The sequence below is a fragment of the Streptomyces sp. NPDC000404 genome, assembly GCF_040300365.1.
In the GTDB taxonomy this organism is placed as follows: Bacteria; Actinomycetota; Actinomycetes; order Streptomycetales; family Streptomycetaceae; genus Streptomyces; species Streptomyces ramulosus.
Genome location: NZ_JBEPDN010000007.1, coordinates 380,755 through 404,402 on the forward strand (window position 1 = coordinate 380,755; position 23,648 = coordinate 404,402).

Annotated in this window: 20 protein-coding genes; 9 read left to right on the forward strand and 11 right to left on the reverse strand. The window is 73.4% G+C overall.

Annotation, left to right across the window (positions count from 1 at the left end; translation table 11 throughout):
- Positions 1-117: 117 nt before the first annotated feature.
- Together ABT345_RS16205 and ABT345_RS16210 are read right to left on the reverse strand one after the other, a co-directional pair.
- Entirely contained in the window at positions 118-1,170 is a 1,053-nt protein-coding gene (locus tag ABT345_RS16205; protein WP_345089431.1) for an HAD hydrolase family protein, read from the reverse strand.
- Between the two features lie 95 nt (positions 1,171-1,265).
- Positions 1,266-2,180: an LLM class flavin-dependent oxidoreductase gene (locus ABT345_RS16210; RefSeq protein WP_345089434.1), complete on the reverse strand. Its 915-nt coding sequence runs from the start codon at positions 2,178-2,180 to the stop codon at positions 1,266-1,268.
- Positions 2,181-2,473: 293 nt separating this feature from the next.
- On the opposite strand from ABT345_RS16210, the gene htpX reads away from it, so the two are divergent.
- Together htpX and pspAB are read left to right on the forward strand one after the other, a co-directional pair.
- Entirely contained in the window at positions 2,474-3,373 is a 900-nt protein-coding gene (gene htpX / locus ABT345_RS16215) for a zinc metalloprotease HtpX (protein ID WP_345089438.1), read from the forward strand.
- 102 nt (positions 3,374-3,475) lie between these two features.
- Positions 3,476-4,039 carry a PspA-associated protein PspAB gene (pspAB, locus tag ABT345_RS16220; protein ID WP_345089441.1) on the forward strand — a complete coding sequence of 188 codons (564 nt, stop codon included), beginning with the start codon at positions 3,476-3,478 and terminating at the stop codon, positions 4,037-4,039.
- Positions 4,040-4,083: 44 nt separating this feature from the next.
- On the opposite strand, the gene ABT345_RS16225 is transcribed toward pspAB, so the two are convergent.
- A complete protein-coding gene (locus tag ABT345_RS16225) occupies positions 4,084-4,713 on the reverse strand; it encodes a PadR family transcriptional regulator (RefSeq protein ID WP_345089444.1) in 630 nt (209 codons plus the stop codon).
- Between the two features lie 114 nt (positions 4,714-4,827).
- Between ABT345_RS16225 and ABT345_RS16230 the strand changes: the two genes are divergently transcribed.
- Both ABT345_RS16230 and ABT345_RS16235 read left to right on the forward strand, forming a co-directional pair.
- Positions 4,828-5,415, forward strand: a complete 588-nt coding sequence (locus ABT345_RS16230) for a hypothetical protein (RefSeq protein WP_345089447.1) — start codon at positions 4,828-4,830, stop codon at positions 5,413-5,415.
- Positions 5,416-5,419: 4 nt separating this feature from the next.
- Positions 5,420-6,739 (forward strand): carotenoid oxygenase family protein, encoded by a 1,320-nt coding sequence (locus ABT345_RS16235; protein WP_345089449.1) that lies wholly within the window; start codon positions 5,420-5,422, stop codon positions 6,737-6,739.
- A 93-nt stretch (positions 6,740-6,832) separates the two neighbouring features.
- Here ABT345_RS16235 and ABT345_RS16240 read toward each other — a convergent pair whose 3' ends face one another.
- The 3 genes from ABT345_RS16240 to ABT345_RS16250 form a co-directional block, all read right to left on the reverse strand.
- Complete coding sequence (locus tag ABT345_RS16240; protein ID WP_345089452.1) at positions 6,833-8,050, reverse strand: MerR family transcriptional regulator; 1,218 nt, start codon at positions 8,048-8,050, stop codon at positions 6,833-6,835.
- Between the two features lie 394 nt (positions 8,051-8,444).
- Entirely contained in the window at positions 8,445-10,283 is a 1,839-nt protein-coding gene (locus ABT345_RS16245) for an SDR family oxidoreductase (protein WP_345089698.1), read from the reverse strand.
- A gap of 56 nt (positions 10,284-10,339) precedes the next feature.
- Positions 10,340-11,206, reverse strand: coding sequence for a M24 family metallopeptidase (locus ABT345_RS16250; protein WP_345089455.1), 867 nt, complete (start codon positions 11,204-11,206; stop codon positions 10,340-10,342).
- 439 nt (positions 11,207-11,645) lie between these two features.
- On the opposite strand from ABT345_RS16250, the gene ABT345_RS16255 reads away from it, so the two are divergent.
- The 5 genes from ABT345_RS16255 to ABT345_RS16275 all read left to right on the forward strand — a co-directional run bounded on the left by ABT345_RS16255 (position 11,646) and on the right by ABT345_RS16275 (position 16,700).
- The gene (locus ABT345_RS16255; protein WP_345089458.1) at positions 11,646-12,722 is read left to right on the forward strand and encodes an ABC transporter ATP-binding protein; all 1,077 of its coding nucleotides are present in this window, start codon (positions 11,646-11,648) and stop codon (positions 12,720-12,722) included.
- Positions 12,723-12,836: 114 nt separating this feature from the next.
- A complete protein-coding gene (locus ABT345_RS16260; protein WP_345089461.1) occupies positions 12,837-13,751 on the forward strand; it encodes an ABC transporter permease subunit in 915 nt (304 codons plus the stop codon).
- Between the two features lie 55 nt (positions 13,752-13,806).
- Positions 13,807-14,718, forward strand: coding sequence for an ABC transporter ATP-binding protein (locus ABT345_RS16265; RefSeq protein WP_345089464.1), 912 nt, complete (start codon positions 13,807-13,809; stop codon positions 14,716-14,718).
- A 44-nt stretch (positions 14,719-14,762) separates the two neighbouring features.
- The gene (locus ABT345_RS16270; protein WP_345089467.1) at positions 14,763-15,530 is read left to right on the forward strand and encodes an ABC transporter permease; all 768 of its coding nucleotides are present in this window, start codon (positions 14,763-14,765) and stop codon (positions 15,528-15,530) included.
- A 408-nt stretch (positions 15,531-15,938) separates the two neighbouring features.
- The gene (locus ABT345_RS16275) at positions 15,939-16,700 is read left to right on the forward strand and encodes an adenosylcobinamide amidohydrolase (RefSeq protein WP_345089701.1); all 762 of its coding nucleotides are present in this window, start codon (positions 15,939-15,941) and stop codon (positions 16,698-16,700) included.
- Positions 16,701-16,967: 267 nt separating this feature from the next.
- Here ABT345_RS16275 and ABT345_RS16280 read toward each other — a convergent pair whose 3' ends face one another.
- The 5 genes from ABT345_RS16280 to pheA all read right to left on the reverse strand — a co-directional run bounded on the left by ABT345_RS16280 (position 16,968) and on the right by pheA (position 23,538).
- Positions 16,968-18,266, reverse strand: a complete 1,299-nt coding sequence (locus tag ABT345_RS16280) for a CynX/NimT family MFS transporter (RefSeq protein ID WP_345089470.1) — start codon at positions 18,264-18,266, stop codon at positions 16,968-16,970.
- A 552-nt stretch (positions 18,267-18,818) separates the two neighbouring features.
- Positions 18,819-19,529 carry a FadR/GntR family transcriptional regulator gene (locus tag ABT345_RS16285; RefSeq protein ID WP_345089473.1) on the reverse strand — a complete coding sequence of 237 codons (711 nt, stop codon included), beginning with the start codon at positions 19,527-19,529 and terminating at the stop codon, positions 18,819-18,821.
- A gap of 219 nt (positions 19,530-19,748) precedes the next feature.
- Positions 19,749-20,582 carry an HAD family hydrolase gene (locus tag ABT345_RS16290; protein WP_345089476.1) on the reverse strand — a complete coding sequence of 278 codons (834 nt, stop codon included), beginning with the start codon at positions 20,580-20,582 and terminating at the stop codon, positions 19,749-19,751.
- The gene (gene serS / locus ABT345_RS16295; protein WP_345089479.1) at positions 20,579-21,868 is read right to left on the reverse strand and encodes a serine--tRNA ligase; all 1,290 of its coding nucleotides are present in this window, start codon (positions 21,866-21,868) and stop codon (positions 20,579-20,581) included. The genes ABT345_RS16290 and serS overlap by 4 nt, the downstream gene beginning before the upstream one ends.
- A gap of 743 nt (positions 21,869-22,611) precedes the next feature.
- Positions 22,612-23,538, reverse strand: coding sequence for a prephenate dehydratase (gene pheA / locus ABT345_RS16300; RefSeq protein WP_345089482.1), 927 nt, complete (start codon positions 23,536-23,538; stop codon positions 22,612-22,614).
- Positions 23,539-23,648: the final 110 nt, after the last annotated feature.

Consider the following 23,648-nt stretch of genomic DNA (forward strand, 5'->3'; position numbering starts at 1 on the left):
GCCGGTCCGGGCCGGGGCGCGGCAGGGGTGTGCGGGGCGCCGGCGCGCGCCGGGCTGCGGCGGTACAAGTCCGGGGCGCGCGGCCGGCCGTCGTGCGCCCGCCCGGCCCGGCGCCGCCTAGAGGCCCAGTATCCGTTCGATGACGGCCGCCACGCCGTCCTCGTTGTTGGAGGCGGTGCGGCCGGTGGTGACCGCCAGGACGTCGGGATGGGAGTTGGCCATGGCGTACGAGGCGCCCGCCCAGGCCAGCATCTCCATGTCGTTGGGCATGTCCCCGAAGGCGGTGACCTCCTGCGGGGCGATGCCGCGCTCCGCGCAACACCGGGCCAGCGTCCCGGCCTTGCTCACCCCGGGGCCGCTGATCTCCAGCAGCGCGGTGGGGCTGGACCGGGTGATCGACGCGAGCGACCCGGCGGCCTCCCGCGCCAGCGCGAGGAACGCGTCCGGCTCCCACCCGTCGTGGTGGGCCAGCAGCTTGAGCACCGGCTGCCCCGGGCCCATCGTGGGGATCTCCCCCGCGACGACGCCGGGCGCCGAGACCTCCGGGACGGCGCTCACCGTACGGGGCGCACCGGCGTCCGGCGCGTCCACCGGGGCGACGCCCCGCGCGCCTACGGGGACGGCGCCCGGCGCTCCCACGGGTGCGGCGATCGCCTCGTCGCCCGCGCCCAGGGTGGTGGGCGCGGGACCCGGCGGCGGGTCGAAGTCGTCGGCGAGCAGCTTCTCGATCGGGGCGGTGACGGCCGCCGGATCGCGGTGGAACGGCTTGTAGTGCGGCTCGTAGTGGATGCCGCCGGTCCGCTCGACCGCGAACGCCGTACCGGGCGCGACCGCCCGCAGCGCCGCCACGACCTCCCGCGCGGCCGCCAGCGGCAACGGGCTGACCTCGACGAACCGGCGTCCCCGGTGCAGATCGACGACGGCCGCACCGTTCGCGCAGATCGCCAGCCCGTGCCCGTGCACATGATCGCTGACCACGTCCATCCACCGGGCCGGCCGCCCGGTGACGAAGAAGACGTCGACCCCGGCCCGCTCGGCGGCGGCGAGCGCGGCGACGGTCCGCTCCGAGACCGTCTTGTCGTCGTGCAGCAACGTTCCGTCGAGGTCGGTCGCGATCAGCCGGGGCAGGGCGCCCGGACCGGGGACTCGGGGAGGCGTCGGTGAGGTCACGGGGTCAATCTTCGCGTACGGGGCGTCGGGGGGAAGCCCTGGGGCGGGTGGGGCTCCGGGGCCGGAGCCGGTCGGTACCGGCCCCGGCAGTGGAGTCAGCCGAGTTGGGCGAGCGCCTCCGTGGCGATCGCCTCGAACACCCCGTGATCCGCGGCGAAGTCCGTCTCCGGGATCGGCCAGTGCACGACGATCTCGGTGAAGCCCAGCTCCCGGTGGCGGCCCGCGAAGTCGACGAAGGCGGCGACGGACTCCAGGGGGCGGGCGCGGTCCGGCGTGAAACCGGTGAGGAGGATCTTGTCCAGCTCCGCGGCATCGCGTCCGGCGTCGGCGCACGCCTTGCCGAGCTTGTCCATCTGGGCCCGCAGCGCCTCGACGGACTGCTCCGGCGTGCCCGTCGCGTACAGCTTCGGGTCACCGGTGGTCACCCACGCCTGCCCGTGGCGGGCGGCGAGCTTGAGGCCGCGCGGGCCGGTCGCGGCGACGGCGAACGGCAGACGGGGGCGCTGGATGCAGCCGGGGATGTTCTGCGCGCCGCCCGCCGCGTAGAAGGTGCCGTCGTACGTGACGGTGTCCTCGGTGAGCAGCCGGTCGAGGAGGGGCACGAACTCGGCGAACCGGTCGGCCCGCTCGCGCGGCGTCCACGGCTCCCGGCCGCTGGGGGCGAGGGCGCTCGCGTCGAAGCCGGTGCCGCCCGCGCCGATGCCGAGGGTGATCCGGCCGCCGGAGATGTCGTCGAGCGAGATCAGCTCCTTGGCGAGGGTGACGGGGTGGCGGAAGTTCGGCGAGGTGACGAGCGTCCCCAGCCGCATCCGCTCCGTGACGCCCGCGGCGGCGGTCAGCGTCGGTACGGCGCCGAACCACGGCCCGTCGCGGAACGGCACGCGCCAGGACAGGTGGTCGTAGGTGTACGCCGTGTGGAAGCCCAGCTCCTCCGCCCGCTGCCAGGCGGCGCGGCCTCCCTCGTGCCACCTGCGGTACGGGAGGATCACGGTGCTCAGACGCAGACTCATGCCGCCCAGCGTACGGGGGCGCCGCACGTACGGACCGGGGCCTTCGGACGGCCCGCACACGGGTGCGGCGAGGCCGGCCGACCCGGGGGCGCGCGGGCCTTCGGCGTCGCGGTGCGGGCCCCTGTCCGCGGCCGCCTCCGTTGCGCCGCCCTCACTGACCTGGACTTATGCCGCATACCGCCAGGAAGAGGGAGAATCGGAAGCGAGCGGCGCAGTGAGCAGGGCCCGGCGCGCGGGAAGCCGTGCACGCCCGGGCCGGCCGGTGCGCGAAGGCGCGGCGCATGGAGGAAGCCATGGCACGGACCCGATTCGCCCCCGATCGCGGGCTGACCTCGCGGATGGTCACCACGATGTTCCTCATCGGGCTGCTGTACGTGGTGGTCGTCGGTGCGCTGGTGGTGCTGCTCAAGGGCGCCTGGGTGATCGTGCTGCTCCTGGCGGGCGGGATGTTCGTCGCACAGTTCTGGTTCAGCGACCGGATCGCCGCGTTCAGCATGGGCGCACGGGAGGTCACCCCGGAGCAGGCGCCCGAGCTGCACGGCGTGGTCGACCGGGTGTGCGCGCTGGCGGACATGCCGAAGCCGCGGGTCGCCATCGCCGAGACGGACGTCCCGAACGCCTTCGCCACCGGGCGCAACCAGAAGAACTCCATGGTGTGCGCCACGACGGGCCTGCTGCGGCGACTGGAGCCGCAGGAGCTGGAGGGCGTGCTCGCCCATGAGCTGTCGCACGTCGCGCACCGCGATGTCGCGGTGATGACCATCGCGTCGTTCCTGGGGGTGCTGGCCGGAATCATCACCCGCGCCGCCCTGTGGAGTGGCGTCGGCCGCAACAACCGTGATCAGAACGCCGCGATCGCCGTCCTCGTCGTCACCCTGGTCAGCGCGGTCGTCTACGCGATCAGCTTCCTGCTGACCCGGCTGCTGTCCCGGTACCGCGAGCTGTCCGCCGACCGTTCCGCGGCGATCCTCACCGGCCGCCCGTCGGCGCTGGCCTCCGCGCTGACGAAGGTCACCGGGCAGATCGCCCGGATCCCGACCGACGATCTGCGCAAGTCGCAGCCGTTCAACGCCTTCTTCTTCGCTCCGGCGTTCAACAAGGAGACCTTCAACCAGCTGTTGTCCTCGCATCCGACGCTGGAGCAGCGGCTGGATCAGCTGGGCCGGATCTCGGCGCAGCTGGGGCGCCCGTGACGGCGCGTGCGCCCCGGGGCGCACGGACGCACGGGGCCTCGTTCGCCGTGTCCAGTGGGCGCGTCCCGGGCGGCGCGCGGGGCGAGTGGGGAGAATGACGCCATGGGATTCCTGGACGCCCTTCTCGGCCGGAGCAAGCCGGTCCGCCCCGACCTCGACCAGCTCTTCTCGCTGCCGTCCGCGGCGGTGACGCTGGAGGCGGCGGCGGGCTTCCGGCCCACCGGCCGCGGTTCGGTCTGCTTCGCCAGCGTCGAGGGAGGGGAGTTCGCCCGCATCCAGACGGAGGTCCACGCCCTCCTGGGAGCGCCGGTCGAATTCAGCCAGGACTCCTACGGGTACACCTGGATGCAGGCGCGCCACGACCCGCAGGACGTGGCGGGCCTGGTCAACGACCTGCACGCGGTGAACTCCACCCTGGAGGGCGCCGGTTTCGGCCCGCAGCTGCTCTGTTCGCTGATGGGCTTCGAGGACGACCGGGGGCGGCGGCTGGCGCTCGTCTACCTCTACAAGCGCGGCACGTTCTACCCCTTCGCGCCCGCGGCGGACGGCGCCGAGAAGCGCGACAACCCGCTGGAACTGCAGGTCAAGGCGATGCTCGGCGATGACCTGCGGATCGAGAGCGATCTCGCCCGGTGGTTCCCGGTGTGGGGGGCGCCCGGGCTCTGAGCCGCACGGCCGGCGGGCCCGCCCGGTGCCGCTCCGTGGGTGCGCTACTCCTTGGGCGCGGGGGCTTCGCCGGGGTCGCTGACGGGCGCGTCGCCGGTGGTGCCGGCGGCGGTCTTCCGGTGGCGGTTGCGGACGCGGTTGCCCGCCTCGCGGGCCTTGGCGGAGTCGATCTCCTCCGCGGCCCACCGGGCCCATTCCTCCTGTGCGGCCGTCATGCGCAGGCCGTACTCCAGGGCGAGCCGCCCGTAGACGGAGAGCATGTCGTCGTCCCACTCCGTTTCCTCGTCGACCCGGCGGAGCTGGGCGTGGAGCCGGGCCGTTTCCTGCGCGCGCTCCAGGAGGAACGTGCGGGCCTCCAGCGGGGTGAGGACGCCGAGGAAGAAGACCCGCAGCAGGCTGTCGTCGCGGTGCGGGCCGCTGGGCGGGACCTCGGCGAGCCAGTGCCGCAGCTCGGCCAGGCCCTCGTCGGTGATCGCGTACTCCTTGCGGCCGCGGGGGCCGTGCGCGGACACCTCGGCCAGGCCCGCGGAGGTCAACTTGCCCAGCTCGCCGTAGACCTGGCTCTGCGTGGCCGGCCAGACGTTGGCCAGCGACACGTTGAACAGCTTCATCAGGTCGTAGCCGCTGGCCGGGGACTCGGACAGCAGCCCCAGCACGGCATGTCTCAGGCTCATGCCCGCACACTAACTCCCACATTCCACTCTTGACACGTCGGGACTTCACCTTCTACTTTCGACATGTCGAAACAGAAACGTGTGCGGGCCCGGCCCGCGACGGGGGGATACGTCATGCAGTACTTACGGGGATTCCTTCCCTGGCTCGCCTTCGGTTTCGTCTCCGCGATCGGGTGGCAGTGGGGAGCGCTGGCCGGGCTGCTGCTCGCGGCGGCATTCCTCTTCACCGACCGCACCGCCGGCTGGGCGCCCGCCGAGCGCCTGCTCGACTACGGCACCGTCCTCTTCTTCGCGGCCATCACCGCCTTCGCCTTCCTCCGGCCGGACAGCGGCCTCAAGATCTACGCCGGGTCCCTCGCCATGGGCTGGCTGGCGCTCGTCGCCTGGGGATCGATCGCCGCGCGCTCCCCCTTCACCCTCGCCATAGCCCGCCGCCGGGTGACGCCCGAGATCGCCGCGAGCCCGCTCTTCCTGCGGATCAACACCGTCCTCACCGCGGCGTGGGCGCTCTCCTTCACCCTCACCGCCCTCACCCAGGCGGCCCTGTCCTTCCACGGCGGGCTCGCCGGCCTCTCCATCGGGGTGCAGATCGCCGGATTCGTCCTCCCGGCCCGGTTCACCGCCGCCTATCCGGAGCGGGCCCGCGCCCGGTACCTCCGCGACGCCGCCCCGCAGCCCGTCGCACGGACCCAAGGAGTCTGACGCCATGACCACCGCGCCTGCACCGCACCTGGCGGGCAACTTCGCCCCGGTGCTCGACGAACTCACCGCCCACGACCTGCCGGTCACCGGCGCCATCCCGCCCGAGCTGACCGGCTGGTATCTGCGCAACGGCCCCAACCCGCACGCCGCCGCCTCGGCCCACTGGTTCCTCGGCGACGGCATGGTCCACGGCGTACGCCTGGAGGGCGGCCGCGCCACCGCCTACCGCAACCGCTGGGTGCGCACCAGCACCTTCACCGACGGCGCCCAGCTCTACGATGGCAAGGGAGGCTTCGACCGCACCGCCGGCCTCGCCAACACCCATGTCGTCCGGCACGCCGGACGCACCCTGGCCCTGGTCGAGTCGTCCTTCCCCTACGTACTGGACCACCGCCCGGGCCATGAGCTGGAGACGCTCGGCCCGTACGACTTCGGCGGCCGCCTCACCACCGCGATGACCGCCCACCCGAAGACCTGCCCCACCACCGGCGAGCTGCACTTCTTCGGCTATGGCGGGCTCCGGCCCCCGTATCTCACCTACCACCGCGCCGACGCCGCCGGGGAGTTGGTGCTCAGTCGGCCGATCGATGTGCCGGGCCACACGATGATGCACGACTTCCATCTCACCGACGCCCATGTCGTCTTCATGGACCTCCCGGTCGTCTTCGACCACACCACCCCCGGCCTGCCCTACCGCTGGGACCCGGAGTACGGCGCCCATCTCTGCGTCCTGCGCCGCGACGACCCGTTCGGCCCGGTCCGCCGGCTGCCCATCGACCCCTGCTACGTCTTCCACGCGCTCAACGCCCATGACGACGGCGACGACCGCATCGTCCTCCATGTCTCCCGGTACGCGTCCTACGGCGGCCCGGCCCCGGCGCACCTGTGGCGGTGGACCCTCGACCTCTCCACCGGCACGGTCCGTGAGGAGCAACTGGACGACCGGGATTGCGAGTTCCCCCGGATCGACGACCGCCTCGCCGGACGCCCCGCCCGCTTCGGCCACGCCACCGCCGCCGAGGGCCCCGGCTCCGGGCCGGTGCCCGGCGCACTGATCCGGTACGACCTGGAGGCCGGCACGTCCGAGCGGTACGACTTCGGGCCCGGCCGCACCCCCGGCGAGGCGGCCTTCGCCCCCGCCGACGACACCCCCGGCGGCCCCGGCTGGCTGGTCACCTACGTCCATGACGCGGCGACCGACACCAGCGATCTCGTGATCCTCAACGCCGAGGAGATATCCGCCGGCCCCGTCGCCACCGTCCGCCTTCCCCGGCGCGTCCCCTACGGATTCCACGGCAACTGGCTGCCGGACCCGGCCTGTTGACCGCACGGGCGCCACGGCGCTTCCGGCCTGCTCTTTGACAACAGCACAGTGTGGTGAGGATGGGGCTGCGGCAGCGGCCCGGGCCCCGCGGTCTCAGCCGCCGCTGATGTCGCGGGGCTCGCCGGACCCGTCGGGCCCGGGCTTCGGAGCCGCCCCGCCCGGGCCGTGGGGGCGCGTCGGCACCGGCGGGGCAGGCGGCATCAGGGAGTCCAGGGCGCGGGCCTGCACCTCCCGCCGCGCGGCCGCCGCGATGAACGGGGCCGTGTTCTCCGCGCCTACCAGCTCCCGCACCGCCGCCACCGCGTCGGCGGGCAGCGTGACCGCCACCCGGCCCGCCTCGGCACGGGGGTCCGAGGCGGGCCCGGTCCCGGCGGGCGGCGCGACGCCGGCCTCGCGCGCGGGACGGGGCACGCTGCCGCACCGGCGCGGTCCGGCGGTGAAGGGGCCGCGGGCGCCCGCCCCGACGCCGGGCACACGACCGCCGGCGGCGCCGCTGCCGCGGCCCTCGGCGGCATCGGCCCCGTCGTGCGCACCGGGGGCGCCGGCCGGTGGGAGCGCGCCGGCGAGGTGTTCGCGCAGATGGCGGGTGGCCAGGGTGCGCATCGCGCGGGCGAGTTCGGCGTCGATGGTCTGCCGGGCCAGCGGCCGCAGCCGCCGGATCAGCGCCGCCGCCTCGGCCGCCGCGGCCTCCGTCGGCGGGCGGTCGAGGAACGGCTGGAAGACATGCTCGGTGGTGAAGTCCAGGAAACGGGAGGCGATGTGCTCGACCTGCGCGCGCACCTCCCGCAGATGGGTGGCGACGGCGGTGAGCGGGACGCCCGCGGAGTGCAGTTCGGCGGCGACGGCCAGCTCCTGCGGGCTGGGCACCGCGTACACCCCGGCCCGGTCCGGTACGGGCTCCAGGATGCCCAGTTCCACCGCCTCGGCGAGCGCCGCCTCGTCGAGCCCCGAGCCGCCCGTCGCGCCGCCGAACGCCTCGTGCAGCTGCTCGACGGTGACGAGGGTCGACTGCTCCTCGCTCCAGGGTCCGTCGACCTCGGCGGCCAGCCCGAGTACCCCGCCGAGATCCCGTCCGGCGTCCCAGGCCTCCAGGAGTTCCTTGATGCTGGCGAGGGTGTAGCCGCGCTCCAGCAGGTCGGTGATCTGCCGCAGCCGCGTGAGGTGGGCGTCGCCGTAGACGTTGGCGCGGCCCCGGCGCTCCGGGCGGGGCAGCAGACCGCGGTCCTGGTAGGCGCGGATGGTCCGGACGGTGGCGCCGCTGAGACGGGCCAGGTCCTCGATGCGGTACTCCGGCTGCGGCTGGTCGGTCAAGGCGGTGCTCCTCACAGGTCGGCCGCGCCGCCCGCCGCACCCGCCGCGGCGCGTACGACCGGGGAGGCGCCGGCGGGGCGACGGCCGTGCAACGCCCCGTCCTGCGAGGGATGGTACGGGCGCCTCACCTGCCCCCGCACCGCCCCGCCGCCCGGCCCGGGCCGAGAGACCAGGGCCTCATCCCGGGCACACCCCGCACGGTGACGGCAGAAACCGACCGGGTCCGCGCCGGGACAGGCCCACACCGGGGCGGCGGAGGCACGGGACGCCGCCTGCCGCGCCATCGCCCGGCCTGTACCGGAACACGCCCCGGCCGGACGCGCCCCGCCCCGGCAAGCCCCCGCACCCGCACCCGCCCGCCGGGCGCCTGCCGCGCCTGTCGCCCCCGCCCGTCTCACAGCGGAGGCTCCAGGCGGGCGACGGCCCGCAGCGCTCGCGGGGCGACCCGGGAGAGGAACCGTGCGCCGCGTGCTTCGGGGGTGACGGGGACGACCGCCTGATTGCGGGCCACGGCGCGCAGAACCGCGTCCGCGACCTTCTCCGGCGGGTAGTTGCGCAGCCCGTAGACGCGGGTGGCCTTGGCCTGGCGGGCCTTCTCCTCGTCGGCCGATACCCCGGTGAACCGCGAGGTGGCGGTGATGTTGGTGTTGACCAGCCCCGGGCAGATCGCCGAGACCCCGATGCCCTGCCCCGCCAACTCGGCACGGAGACACTCGCTGAGCATCAGCACCGCCGCCTTGGACGTGCTGTACGCGGGCAGGGCCCGGGACGGCTGGAACGCCGCGGCCGATGCGGTGTTGACGATGTGCCCGCCCTGGCCGCGCTCCGCCATCCGCTTCCCGAACGTCCGGCAGCCGTGGATGACGCCCCAGAGATTGACGTCCAGGACCTTTTGCCAGTCCTCCACCGACGTCTCCATGAAGGAGCCCGACAGCCCGATCCCCGCATTGTTGACCAGCACATCGACCGTGCCGTAGGCGGCGTCGACACGGTCCGCGAGCTTCTCCATCGCCGCCGCGTCCGCGACGTCGACCACCTCGCTGTACGCCTGCGGTGCGCCGATCAGCCGGGCCATGTCCGCGGTCCGTGCGGCGCCCTCCGCGTCCCGGTCCACCGCGACGATCCGCGCCCCGGCCTCCGCGAACGCGAACGCCGTCGCCCGGCCGATCCCGCTCGCCGCGCCGGTCACCAGCACCAGTTGCCCGCCGAACCGGTCCGCGTACGCCCCGGACGCCGCGACCGCCTTCGCCGGGTCGCCCTCCTCCTGGTTGGTGACGAACTCCGTGATCCAGGCCGCCAGCTGGTCGGGTCGGGTGCGCGGCACCCAGTGCTTGGCCGGGAGGGTACGGCGGGTGAGGCGCGGCGCCCACCGGTCGAGGTCGTCGTAGAGCCGCTCCGACAGGAACACATCACCGGTCGGGGTGATGAGCTGCACGGGGCAGTGGGCGAAGGCGTCGTCGCGGGGGTGGCTCAGCCGGTAGCGGATGTTGTCGCGGTACAGCCAGGCGCCGTGGGCCGCGTCGCGGGGCAGGGACGCGGTCGGGTAGGCGCCGCCCGGCACCTTCTCGAACCGTTCCATGAGCGCCGGCCAGCGCTTGCCGAGCGGGCCCTTCCAGGCCATCTCCGGCAGCGCCGGGGTGTGCAGCGCGTAGACGTACCAGGACTTCAGGGACTGGGACAGGAGCTGCGTGGCGCGACGGGGGGTGGGCCGCTTGAGGCGCCCCTTGATCCAGTGGCCGAAGTGGTCCAGGGACGGGCCGGACATCGAGGTGAACGACGCGATCCGGCCCTCGGTCCGCCGGACCGTCGCGAACTCCCAGGACTGCACCGAGCCCCAGTCGTGCCCCACCAGATGCACCGGCCGGTCCGGGCTGACGGCGTCCGCGACGGCGAGGAAGTCATCGGTCAGCTTCTCCAGCGTGAACCCGCCGCGCAGCGGCTGCGGCGCGGTCGAGCGCCCGCAGCCCCGCACGTCGTACAGCGCCACATGGAAGCGGTCGGCGAGCCGCTGCGCGACCTCGGACCAGACCTCCTTGCTGTCCGGGTAGCCGTGCACCAGCAGCACCGTGGGCCGCTCCGGGTCACCCAGTTCGGCGACGCACAGTTCGATGCCGCCGGTCCGCACCCATCGCTCCCGGGCCCCCGGGATCCCGGCGCCGGCAGCCGTACCGCCGCCTCCGGAGCCCGCGCCGGGGGTGCCCTGCGCCCCGCGTCCCGCCACCGCGTCCGCCATGTCCTTGTCCTCGCCCTCTTCCTCGACTTCGTTCCCGACCGGATCCGGAAGCTGCGTCACGCGGTCTTCTCCTCCTGCCACCGCCGCACGTGCGGCAGATCGTCGTCCAGCCAGAACGCGCTCTCCTGCGGGTCCTTGGAGTCCGTCACGACGAGGAGTTCCTCGAACTTCGCCCCCGTGCCGCGGAATCCGAGGTGGGGTTCGACGGCCCACAGGCCCGGCTGCGGCGGATGGTCGGAGAAGGCGTACGGGCTCCACAGTGGCGACCAGCCCTCGCGGTGCCCGTGCAGCGCGTCCGACGCCAGCCCCTTCAACGACTGCGTCCCGAAGCCGAACACCGTGGGGGCCCACCGTCGCTCCCGTACCTGGTCGACCTTGTGGGCGATGACCCCGAACGGGTAGGCGCGGTGCCGGTTCGTGTGACCCTGGCGCACCATCAGGCGCTCGACGTCCTCGTAGATCTCCCGCAGCGGGCGGCGCTCGCGCACCTCGCGGAGGATCAGCTCGCGATGCGCCTCCAGGTCGGCCATCAGCCGGTCGTGCACGGGGTTGAGGCCCAGGCAGCCGGAGTAGCCGATGTCGGCGGTGAAGCCGCGGTGCACCGGGGCCATGTCGAGGATGAACGGCATCCCCGGCTCCAGCCGCCGCCCGGTCGGGAAGAACTGCAGCGGGATGCGGAACCCGGCGAACGCCGTGCGGTCACCGAACCACGCGAACGGCAGGTGGAACCAGTCCCGTACGCCCCGCTCGCGCAGCCACACCCGCTGCATCCGCGCCGCCTCACGCTCGGTGACGCCCGGCTTGAGCTGCGCGGCGACGGCCTCGGCGCACGCGTAGGCGAGGCGCTGGACCTCCCGGAAGCCGCGCAGCCGCGCGTCGAGGGCCCCGGCCGCCGCCGGATTCTGTGAGGTCACTGCAGGCATCGTCAACCGTCCGTCCGTCAGCAGGGCATCGTCGCGGTACGTGCGCGTAACTTGACACTGATGAATGTGACAATCGCTGACGTCTACGTCAAGAGGCGTGCGGGGGATCCCTCGCGGAACCGCCACGGACCCGCCGCCGGACCCCGCTGACCGCATCACCCCGGCCACACCGCCCTCCGGCCACACCGCCCAGGCCACCCGCACCGGCCCCGCAGCCGCACCCCGCGGAGACTCGACCCGCACCCCGCCCGGCCCTCGGCGCCGCAGCCGACCAGCCGCACCGCCCTCCGGCCGCACCGCCCTCCGGCCGCACCCGGTCCGGGGCCTCCGCCATGCTCCCCGGGGAGGGCATCCCCTAGGGGCCGTCGTCCCCGAGAGGTAGGGGCGGACCGTCGTCCGGGGTGACGATCCGTGCGGTGGGCGCCACTACCGTCGAGGCGTGACCGTCATCCTGACCGAAAGCCTCAGCAAGCGGTTCCCGCGGGTGACCGCCCTGGACCGGCTGACCGTGGACATCGCGCCCGGTGTGACCGGCCTGGTGGGCGCCAACGGGGCCGGAAAATCGACCCTGATCAAGATCCTCCTCGGCCTCGCCCCGGCCACCGAGGGCACCGCACACGTCCTCGGCATGGACGTCACCACTCACGGCGCCGCCATCCGCGAACGCGTCGGCTACATGCCCGAACACGACTGCCTGCCCCCGGACGTCTCCGCCACCGAGTTCGTCGTCCACATGGCCCGGATGTCCGGCCTGCCGCCCACCGCGGCCCGCGAACGCACCGCGGACACCCTGCGCCACGTCGGCCTCTACGAGGAGCGCTACCGCCCCATCGGCGGCTACTCCACGGGCATGAAGCAGCGCGTCAAGCTCGCCCAGGCCCTCGTCCACGACCCGGAGTTGGTCTTCCTCGACGAGCCGACCAACGGCCTCGACCCGGTCGGCCGGGACGACATGCTCGGCCTGATCCGCCGCGTCCACACCGACTTCGGCATCTCCGTCCTGGTCACCTCCCACCTCCTCGGCGAGCTGGAACGCACCTGCGACCACGTCGTCGTCATCGACGGCGGAACGCTGCTGCGCTCCTCCGCCACCGGCGAGTTCACCCGCGCGACCACCTCCCTGGTCGTCGAGGTCACCGACACCGACGAGCACCCCGACGGCACCGCCGCACTCCACACGGCCCTCGCCGCCGCCGGAGCCACCGTCACCCGCGACGCGCCCGGCGCCGCCCCGGCCACCTCCGCCGGCCACCTCCTCCACATCGAGGCCGGCGCATCCGGCGGCGCGGACCCCCATGACCTCGTCCGCGACACGGTCGCCGCCCTCGGCCTCGGCCTCGTCCGCATGGAGCCCCGCCGCCACCACCTCGCCGAGGTCTTCCACACCCCGGCGACCGCCACCGAATCCGGCCCCGGAACCGAGCCCCCGACCGGCACCGCAGCCGGCCCCGGCCCCGCCATCCCGGCCCCCGCCCCGCACCCCACCCCGAAGGGAGGCGCCCCCGATGCCCGCTGACCGCCCCTCACCGGCCCCCGCCGCCGCACCCGGCGACCACCGCCCCGCCCCTGACGCCCCCTACGGGCCGCACACCCCCGGCCACCCCCGGCCCCGACACACGGAGGCCGTGGCATGAGCGAGCCGCAGAACACCGCGATGGCCCACCAGCCGCCCGCCGGGGCGTCCCTCCACAACATCGGCTACCGCCACTACGACGGCCCCCGCCTCGGCCGCGCCTACGCCCGCCGCTCCCTCTTCGTCCAGAGCCTGCGCGGCTCCTACGGACTCGGCCGCTCCGCCAAATCCAAGGTGCTGCCGATGCTGCTCCTCGGCGTCATGTGCCTGCCCGCCGGGATCATGGTCGCGGTCACCGTCGTCACCAAGGCCCAGAGCCTCCCCCTCGACTACAGCCGCTACGCGATCTACCTCCAGGCCGTCATCGGCCTCTACCTCGCGGCCCAGGCACCCCAGTCCGTCTCCCGCGACCTGCGCTTCCGCTCCGTACCGCTGTACTTCTCCCGCCCGATCGAGCGCATCGACTACGTCACCGCGAAGTTCGCCGCCCTCGCCGCCGCCCTCTTCCTCCTCACCGCCACCCCGCTGGTGATCCTCTACGCCGGTGCCCTTCTCGCGAAGCTCGACTTCGCCGACCAGACCGAGGGGTTCGCCCAGGGCCTGCTCACCGTCGCCCTTCTCTCCCTCCTCTTCGCCGGGATCGGCCTGGTCATCGCCGCCGCCACCCCCCGCCGCGGCTTCGGCGTCGCCGCCGTCATCGCCGCCCTCACCCTCCCCTACGGGGCGGTCAGCGCCCTCCAGGGCATCGCCTACGTCCAGGGCCACGAATCCGCCGTCGGCTGGCTCGGCCTCTTCTCCCCGACCACCCTGGTCGACGGCGTCCAGGCCACCTTCCTCGGCGGCACCACCTCGTTCCCCCAGGCCCTGGCCCCCACCACCGCCGCGGGCGGCCTCTACCTCCTCGTCGCGCTGGCCACCGTCGCCGCCTCGTTCGGCCTGCTCATGCGCCGCTACCGCAAGGCCGGCCTGTGAACCGCACCGAACGCCCCGCCCCCACCGCCACCCGCACCGACGAGGAGCCGCGCCCGTGAGCACCCTCCGCATCGACCACGTCTCCCGCTGGTTCGGCAACGTCGTCGCCGTCAACGACATCACCATGACCATCGGCCCCGGCGTCACCGGCCTCCTCGGCCCCAACGGCGCCGGAAAATCCACCCTCATCAACATGCTGGGCGGCTTCCTCGCCCCCTCCCACGGCACCGTCACCCTCGACGGCACCCCCGTCTGGCGCAACGCCGCGAGCTACCGCCACCTCGGCATCGTCCCTGAACGCGAAGCCATGTACGACGTCCTCACCGGCCGCGAATTCGTCCTCGCCAACGCCGAACTCCACGGCTTGGGCCGCACCGAGGCCGCCGCCGCCCTCGCCACCGTCGACATGACGTACGCCCAGGACCGCAAGATCGCCACGTACAGCAAGGGCATGCGCCAGCGCGTCAAGATGGCCTCCGCGCTCGTCCACGACCCCTCGGTCCTGCTGCTCGACGAACCGTTCAACGGCATGGACCCCCGCCAGCGCATGCACCTTATGGAACTCCTGCGCGACATGGGCGAGGAGGGCCGCACCGTCCTCTTCTCCTCCCACATCCTCGAAGAGGTCGAGCAGCTCGCCACCCACATCGAGGTCGTCGTCGCCGGGCGCCACGCCGCCTCCGGCGACTTCCGCAAGATCCGCCGCCTGATGACGGACCGCCCGCACCGCTACCTCGTCCGCTCCGACAACGACCGCGCGCTCGCCGCCGCCCTCATCGCCGACCCCTCCACCGCGGGCATCCAGGTCGACCACACCGAAGGCGCCCTCCACATCCAGGCCGTCGACTTCACCCGCTTCACCACCCTGCTGCCCCGCGTCGCCCACGACCAGGGCATCCGCCTCCTCACCGTCACCCCCTCCGACGAGTCCCTGGAATCCGTCTTCTCCTACCTCGTCACGGCCTGACCCGCGCCGACGCGGCCCGCGCCCGTCCCGGAAGGAACCCGCACATGTCCACCACCAGCCCACCCGCCCCCACGGCGCCCCTGCCCGCCGCCCTCTTCCACCCCACCGTCGCCCGGCTCACCTACCGCACCCTCCTCGGCAGCCGGCGCGCCCTGATCCTCTTCGCGCTGCCCGCCCTCCTCCTCGTCATCGCCGTCGCCGTCCGCACCCTCACCGGCGCCGACGACAGCACCGCCAAGGAGATCCTCGGCGGATTCGCCCTCGCCACCCTCGTCCCCCTGATCGGCGTCATCGCCGGAACCGGCGCCATCGGCCCGGAGATCGACGACGGCTCCGTCGTCTACCTCCTCGCCAAGCCCGTCCGCCGCAGCACCATCGTCCTCACCAAACTCACCGTCGCCACCGGCGTCACCCTCGTCTTCTCCGCCGTCCCCGTCCTCGTCGCCGGCTTCGTCCTCAACGGCAACAGCCAGCAGATCGCCGTCGCCTACGCCACCGCCGCGGCCGTCGCCTCCGTCGCCTACGCCGCCGTCTTCCTGCTCCTGGGTACCGTCACCCGCCACGCCGTCGTCATCGGCCTGGTCTACGCCCTGGTCTGGGAATCCCTCTTCGGCAGCCTCGTCCCCGGCGCCCGCACCCTCAGCATCCAGCAGTGGGCCCTCGCCCTGGGCGGCAGCCTCGCCCCCGACTCCACCGTCACCTCCGCCGTCACCCTGCCCACCGCCGCGATCCTCCTCATCGCCGTCACCACCGCCGCCACCTGGTACGCCACCCGCCGCCTGCGCGCCCTCACCCTCGCCGGGGAGGAGTGACCACGGCCGCCGACGCCGGGCCGCGGCGCCACCCGGCGGCCAGGGGTGCCGCCCATCGCCGTCCGGATCGGACGCGCCGACGTCAGCGCGTACGGAGCCGAAACCGGAGGTACGGATCCGAGGCCGGCACCAGACGTACGGAGCAGGAACCCGATGTACGGAGCCGGGAGCGCGGACCCGAGGCCGGACCCGCGCGTACGGCCCCGAGGCCGGAACCCGGGTCGGGCCCGACGCCCGAGCCCGATGCCCGAGCCATGCACGCACGCGGGCCCGAAGCCCAGCCAGGGAAACGGCCGGACCCCGTACGCACGCCCCCGAGGCGCGGCGCCGCGCACCGCAGGCCAGGCGCGAGCCTCCCCTACGGGCCCTCCGTAAGGTGACCGCGTGACGCCCCCGACGCCAGCCCCGATGCCACCCGCGCCCGCCACGGCACCGGCCACCGCCCCGCTGATCACCACCGAGACCCTGTACCACCCCGACGCCGCCGGCCCCGGCACGCCCGCCGCCCTCCCGGCGCTCCTCTGGCGGGCCGGACCGGGTTGGCGGATGATCTCCAGCGCCGTCCTCGGCGGCGGCATCGGCGAACGCCACTGGTTCCTCAACGCCCAGGTCCCCCACGGCTACACCCGCCGCGACCCGCAACGCCACCTCGCCGAGATCGCCGCGCCCGCCCTCACCGGGCCGCCCGCACCCCCGGCTTCCGCGCTCCCGCCCGGCGTGGGCCTGATGACCGCCGCCGACATCCGCGCCACCGCCGCCCACACCACCGAGGACGGCGCGGAAGCCCTGGTCACCGCCGGTGTCGGCGTCTCCGGTTGGGCTGCCGTCCCGGCCCCGCGTGCCGTGCCCCACCCCGGCCCCGGCACGATCAACATCCTCGTCGCGCTCCCGGTGCCCCTCACCGACGCGGCCCTCGTCAACGCCGTCGCCACCGCCACCGAAGCCAAGGTCCAGGCGCTCCACGACAACGGCTACGACGCCTCCGGCACCCCGACCGACGCGGTCTGCATTGCCGCCCGCACCCCGGGGAACGACGTACCCGCCGAACACTTCGCCGGTCCCCGCTCCCTCTGGGGCGCCCGCCTCGCCCGCGCCGTCCACCGCGCGACCCACGAAGCCGTCGCCCACGACGCCCGCCTCCGCACACCGCCACCGGCCCCGAGCCCCTGACAGCGGCCCGCCCCGGAAGCGCACCGCCGCCCGCCTCCCGACCCGTAGGGGCAACGCGTTCCACCCGTAGGGGCGGCTCGTTCCACCCGTACGGGATCAGTCCGTTCCACCCGTAAGGGCCCGGCCCGTTCCACCCATACGGGGAAGCGCCCCCGCGCACCTCCCCGCACGGGATGGGTCTCCGCACGAACCCCGCGCCCCCGAACGCCGAGCGGGGCGGCGCCTCCCGGCCACCGCCCCGCTTTCCCCGTGTCCCCCCGTTCCCGGTTACGCCGCCGGAGCCCCGATCCGCCGGTCCCGGCCCGCGCCCATGCCCAGCAGCGCCAGCCCCGCACACACCACCAGCATCAGCACCAGCGGCACGCTCCAGCCACCGGTCACCTGGTGCACCGCACCCAGCGCCAACGGGCCGACCGCCGCCAGCAGATACCCACCGGTCTGCGCCATGCCCGACACCCGGGCCGCCGTATGCGCATCACCGGAGCGCAGCACCATCATCGTCAGCGCCAGCCCCAGCGCACCGCCCTGACCGAGCCCCAGCAGCACCGCCCACAGCCACGCCCCGGCGACCGGCGCCACCATCAGCCCCACGACTCCGCACGCCATCAGCACCGACACCATCACGCCCAGCATCCGCTGCCGCCGCATCCGTCCCGCCAGCATCGGCACCACGAACGAACCCGCCATCTGCACCAACGTGCTGAACGCGAAGACCAGCCCCGCCTCGCTCTTCCCCATGCCGTGATCCGTGAAGATCGTCGGCATCCACGCGATCGTCACGTACGCGATGAGCGACTGCGACCCCATGAACAGCGTCACCTGCCACGCCAGCGCCGACCGGCTCAACCGCGGCCCGTCCTCGACGCCGTGCGTCGGACGCGCGGCCGCCTGCCCGTGGTGCGTACCCCTACGGGACATCACCGCCTGCGGCACCCAGACCAGCGCCGCCACCCCCGCCAGCAGCGCCCACGAGATCAGCGACCCCTGCCAGCTGCCGAACGCCTCCTCCAACGGCACCGCGGTCGCCGCCGACACCGTCGCGCCCAGCACCATCGCGGTCGTGTAGAGCCCCGTCATCCCGGCGGCCTTGTCCGGGAAGTCCCGCTTGATCAGACCCGGCATCAACACGTTGAGCAGGGCTATCGCCGTCCCGACCACCGCGCACCCGGCGAACAGCGCGACGACCGGCGGCGCGACCCGCAACGCGATGCCGCCGCACAGCAGCACCAGCGCCCCGCACAGCACCGTCTCCGTACCCCACCGCCGCGCCAGCTTCGGCGCCACGATCGACCCCAGCCCCATGAACACCAGCGGAATCGCCGTCACCAGACTGCTCGCCGTCGCGGCCAGCCCGAAGTGCGCACCGATCTCACCCAGCAGCGGCGACACCCCGGCCAGCGCCGCCCGCATGTTCAACGACGCCAGCACGATGCCGGCCAGCAGCAGCGCCGGATGCGCCCGCAACCGCCGCCGCGCCACGACGACCTGCGGCGCCGCCGCCAGATCCTCCTCCGCATCGATCAAAGGGGCCTCGGACAACGGGGCCTCGGATCTGCTACCGGACATGCGTACACACCTCACCAATCGAACTCGAAGAAAGCGGGGACGGACAGAAACAGGGGACGGACAGAAACAGGGGACGGACAGAAACAGGGGACGGACAGAAGTGGGGGACGGAAAGAAATAGGGGACGGGCAGGGGGAGTTGAGGCCCCGAGCCGGCGCGCCCGGCAAGCCCTGGACGAACGGACCACAACAACGGCGCCGCACCGGCCCCCCACGACGCCCACCACCAGCGACTACGCCGCCACTAGCGACCACTTGGGCCATCAGCGACCACGCGGGCCACCAGCGGCGGCCCCGACGTCGGCGACGCCGCCGACGTCAGCAGCGGCAGAGAAACCCGAGACGAACACGGCACGAGGACAAGCACGTCACGGGACCGACCCACCGCCAGCACCAAGGAACCGACGAACGCACGGCCCGACGAACGCACGGCCCGCCGCACCCGCACGGCCCGCCGCACCGGCGCAGCCTCGCCGCTCACAGGCCGGACCGCCCCCCCCGCGAACCGCCCCCCCCGCGAACCGCCGCCCCCGCGCCGCTCGCTGCCGCGGCGTCATCGCTCGTCGAGCAGGGTCTCCACGGCGTGTCTCGGCTTGTCCAGCAGCGCCCGGGTCGCCCGCTCGGCCGCCTCCGGGTCGCCGGAGGCGATGGCCGCCATGACCGCATGGTGGTCGCCGTGCACGATCTTCGGAATCGCATGGTCGTCCAACGCCGTGACCAGCGCTTCCCGCACGGAACTGCTGAACCAGCCGTACGTGGCCGTCAGCGCGGTGTTGTGCGCCGCCTCGACCACGGCGCGGTGGAACGCGACGTCATGATCCGCGTACAGCTCCAGATTGCCGTGCGCGGGCTGCCCGTCGTCGTCCTCCAGATGCGCCTGGGCATCGAGCGCCGCCCGCATCCGCTCCAGGTCGGCGGGCTCATGGCGGACCGCGGCCAGCCGCGCGGCCTCCGCCTCCAGTGCGATGCGGACCTCCAGCACGTCCCGGATCCCGGCCCGCTGCACCCCGCGCATGATCGCACCCGGGTCGGCGGCGGACACCACGAACGTCCCCTCGCCCTGCCGGGAGCGCAGCATTCCGGCATGGACCAGGACCCGCACGGCCTCCCGCACGGTGTTCCGCCCGACCTCAAGCTGCTCGGCGAGCGCGTGTTCGGTGGGAATCCGCTCCCCGACCTTCCACTCCCCGGCGACGAGCTGCGCCCGCAACGCCTCGACGACCGTGTCCACCAGGGACCGCCGCCCCGCCGCCTGCAACGCCATCCGCCCTCACATGCCTTTCCTGCCCGGTTGCCCAGTCATCCTACAACTCATACATTCAGAGTACACGGATCGTCTGCGAATGCGGCGCGGCCCCGTCCAGGACCAGGCCGGACCTGCGGAAACGAGGGGTCCGGGCCGGAGGATGCGGCGGCCCGCGAGCGGCGGCGGGCGGGGCCCGGCCGCCCCAGGGGCATCACCCTGGGGCGGCCGGATCCCGGCTCAGCTCGCTCCGTACAGCCTCTCCAGCACCACCGCGATCCCGTCGTCCTCGTTCGACGCGGTGATCTCGTCGGCCACGGCCTTGAGTTCGGGGTGGGCGTTGCCCATGGCGACGCCGTGGGCGGCCCAGGCGAACATGGTGAGGTCGTTGGGCATGTCGCCGAAGGCGATGGTGGAGTCGGCCTTGGCGCCCAGCCGGCGGGCCGCCAGGGAGAGGCCGGTGACCTTGGTCAGGCCGAGCGGGAGCAGTTCGACGATGCCGGGCCCGGAGACCGTCACGCCGACGAGATCGCCGGCGGTGGCGCGGGCGGCCTCCGCCAGCGCGTCGTCGTCCAGCGTCGGGTGCTGGAGGTAGACCTTGTTGACCGGGGCGGTCCACAGCTCGGCGTGGTCGTCGACGAAGAGGGCCGGGAGCGGGCCCTCCTTGTGGTGGTAGCCGGGGCCGACCAGGACTTCGCCCTCGATGCCGTCACGGCTGACGGCCAGCCGCAGCGGACCGGTCTCCGTCTCGATCTTGGCGATGGCGAGCACGGCGAGCTGACGGTCGAGGGTGACGGAGGTCAGCAGGCGCTGCTCGCCCGCGTGGTAGACCTGCGAACCCTGCCCGCAGACCGCGATGCCCCGGTAGCCGAGCGCTTCCAGGATGGGGCGGGTCCAGGGCACCGCGCGGCCGGTCACCACGATGTGGGCGGCGCCGGCCGCGGTGGCCGTGGCGAGGGCCGCGCGGGTGCGGTCGGAGACCGTGCCGTCCTCGCGCAGCAGCGTCCCGTCGAGGTCCGTCGCGATGAGCCGGTAGGGCAGGGCAGGCGCGGCGGCCGGTCCGGAGGAGGTCACTTGGAGACGGGCTCCAGGATCTCGCGGCCGCCGAGGTACGGGCGGAGCATGGCCGGGACGCGCACGGAGCCGTCGGCCTGCTGGTGGTTCTCGAAGATCGCGACGATGGTGCGGGGGACGGCGCAGAGCGTGCCGTTGAGCGTCGCGAGCGGCTGGACCTTGGGCTTGCCGTCGACGGTTTCCCGCATCCGGACCGAGAGCCGGCGGGCCTGGAACTCGTTGCAGTTCGAGGCGGAGGTCAGCTCGCGGTACTTGCCCTGGGTGGGGATCCACGCCTCGCAGTCGAACTTGCGGGAGGCGGAGGCGCCGAGGTCACCGGTGGCGACATCGATGACCTGGAACGGCAGCTCCAGGCCGGTCAGCCACTGCTTCTCCCAGTCGAGGAGGCGGCGGTGCTCGTTCTCCGCGTCGTCCGGCGTGACGTACGAGAACATCTCGACCTTGTCGAACTGGTGGACGCGGAAGATGCCACGGGTGTCCTTGCCGTAGGTGCCGGCCTCGCGGCGGAAGCAGGGCGAGAACCCGGCGTAGCGCAGCGGCAGCTTGTCCGCCTCGACGATCTCGTCCATGTGGTACGCGGCGAGGGGGACCTCGGAGGTGCCGACCAGGTAGTAGTCGTCCTTCTCCAGGTGGTAGACGTTCTCGGCGGCCTGGCCGAGGAAGCCGGTGCCCTCCATGGCGCGGGGGCGGACCAGCGCGGGGGTGAGCATCGGGGTGAAGCCGGCGGCGGTGGCCTGGGCAATGGCGGCGTTGACCAGCGCCAGCTCCAGCAGGGCGCCGATGCCGGTGAGGTAGTAGAAGCGCGAGCCGGAGACCTTGGCGCCGCGTTCGACGTCGATGGCGCCGAGGAGCTCGCCGATCTCCAGGTGGTCCTTGGGCTCGAAACCCTCGGCGGCGAAGTCGCGGATGGTGCCGTGGGTCTCCAGGACGGCGAAGTCCTCCTCGCCGCCGACGGGGACGTCGGGGTGGACGAGGTTGCCGAGCTTCTGGAGGAGGGCGTGGGCCTCTTCCCTGGCCTCGTCCTGGGCGGCGTCGGCGGCCTTGACGGCGGCGGACAGCTCGCCGGCCTTCTTCAGCAGCACGGCCTTCTCGTCGCCGGTGGCCTTGGGGATCAGCTTGCCGAGCGCCTTCTGTTCGGCGCGCAGTTCATCGAAGCGGACGCTGGACGACCTGCGCCGCTCGTCGGCGGAGAGGAGTGCGTCGACGAGCGCGACGTCCTCTCCACGGGCGCGCTGGGAGGCGCGCACACGGTCGGGGTCCTCACGGAGCAGGCGAAGGTCAATCACCCTCCCAGGCTACCGGGGCGGGCGACGGGCCTCGACGCGATATTCCCGCGCATGTCGCAATGTCTGTTTTGAGAGGTTTATTCTGCGGGTAGTGAGGGTCGTGCGGGGTCTTCGGCCGGGGTGGCGAGGCGGGAATGACGGAAGGAATTCGGCGGCATTCCGGACGGAGGAAGCGGGATGTCGTTCATGTCGCCGGGTGGCGGTTTTCCGGGGGTGGTCCGGAGGGCTCCGGTGCGGCGTCCGCCGGGTGGGATGTGCGGCGCGGGGTGGGGATTTCCAGGGGTGGGCTGTGGAGAAAAGCGGAGTTGTCCACAGGTGTGGGGGGTGTGGGCATTCTTATCCACAGGCTGTGTGTGAGATCTGTGGAACTCGGAACTTTGCCTTCCGGGAGGCGAATCATCTGCCATGAAGAGGGTGCTCAAACCCTCTTCATCCACTCTTTCGTGTGGCGTTACCTAGCCCTAAAGGGCTGATCACGGAAAAAGGGGTGACGCGACGCGAGGTGTGGCGGTGCGTGGCGGCGTGGCGGGGTCTGGGGTCGGTAGAGTGATTTGTCGATTCTGTCCGGATGTCGTGAGTGCTTACCCACAGGCGCGGAAGCTTGCCTGTGGATAACTCTGTGGATAGTCCACAGCGGGGTGGAACGCCCGTGGTGAGGGCGCCGGGACGGGGCGCGTACCGCCTTCCGGGGCCGGCCGGAATCACCGATCCGGCCACCTCCCCGCGTCAGAAATCCGCCCCTCTCAAGGGCGGCCGTCCTGGCAGCGGTTGAGCCAGTCGGCGGCATCCGTGAAGGCGGCGTCGGTCATGTCCGGGCGGACGGTGGCCGCGACCTTGTCGGCGCGGGGGTAGGAGCCGAGGAAGCGGACGCCGCGGCAGACCCGCTTGAGGCCCATCAGGACCTCGCCGACCCGCCGGTCGGTGATGTGGCCCTCGCAGTCGACGGAGAAGCAGTACCGGCCGATGCCCTCGCCCGTCGGCCGGGATTCGATGCGCATCATGTTCACCCCGCGGACCGCGTACTCCTGGAGGAGTTCGAGGAGCGCGCCGGGGTGGTCGGCGCGCAGCCACAGGACCAGCGAGGTCTTGTCGGCGCCGGTCGGCGCGGCGGGGCGGGCCGGGCGGCCGACGAGGACGAAGCGGGTGGCGGCGTTCTGCGCGTCGTGGATGTCGGTGACCAGCGGTTCCAGGCCGTAGGTGGCGGCGGCGAACTCACCGGCGAACGCGCCGTCGTAGCGGCCCTCCTGGACGAGGCGGGCGCCGTCGGCGTTGGAGGCGGCCGACTCCCAGGCGGCGTGCGGGAGATGGGCGGCGAGCCACTTGCGGACCTGCGGCTGGGCGACGGGGTGCCCGGTGACGGTCTTGACGTCGGCGAGGGTGGTGCCGGGGCGGACCAGCAGCGCGAAGGCGATCGGCAGCAGGACCTCGCGGTAGATCATCAGCGGTTCGCCGGCGGCGAGTTCGTCGAGCGTGGTGGTGACGCCGCCCTCGACGGAGTTCTCGATCGGGACGAGGGCGGCGGCCGCCTCGCCGCCTCGGACGGCGTCGAGGGCCGCGGGGACGGAGACCATCGGCTCCAGCTCGCGGGTGGCCGCCTCGGGGAGCGTGCGCAGCGCGGCTTCGGTGAACGTGCCCGCCGGGCCGAGATAGGTGTAGCGACTGGCCGACATGCGGGTGTCTCCCTCGCGTTCTTGCGGGGGACGCCCCGCCGATCTCCCTGTGCCGTCACGATACCGAGCCCGCGGCGTGGGCCGGTCGGGTGTCCACAGGGCGGCCGCCG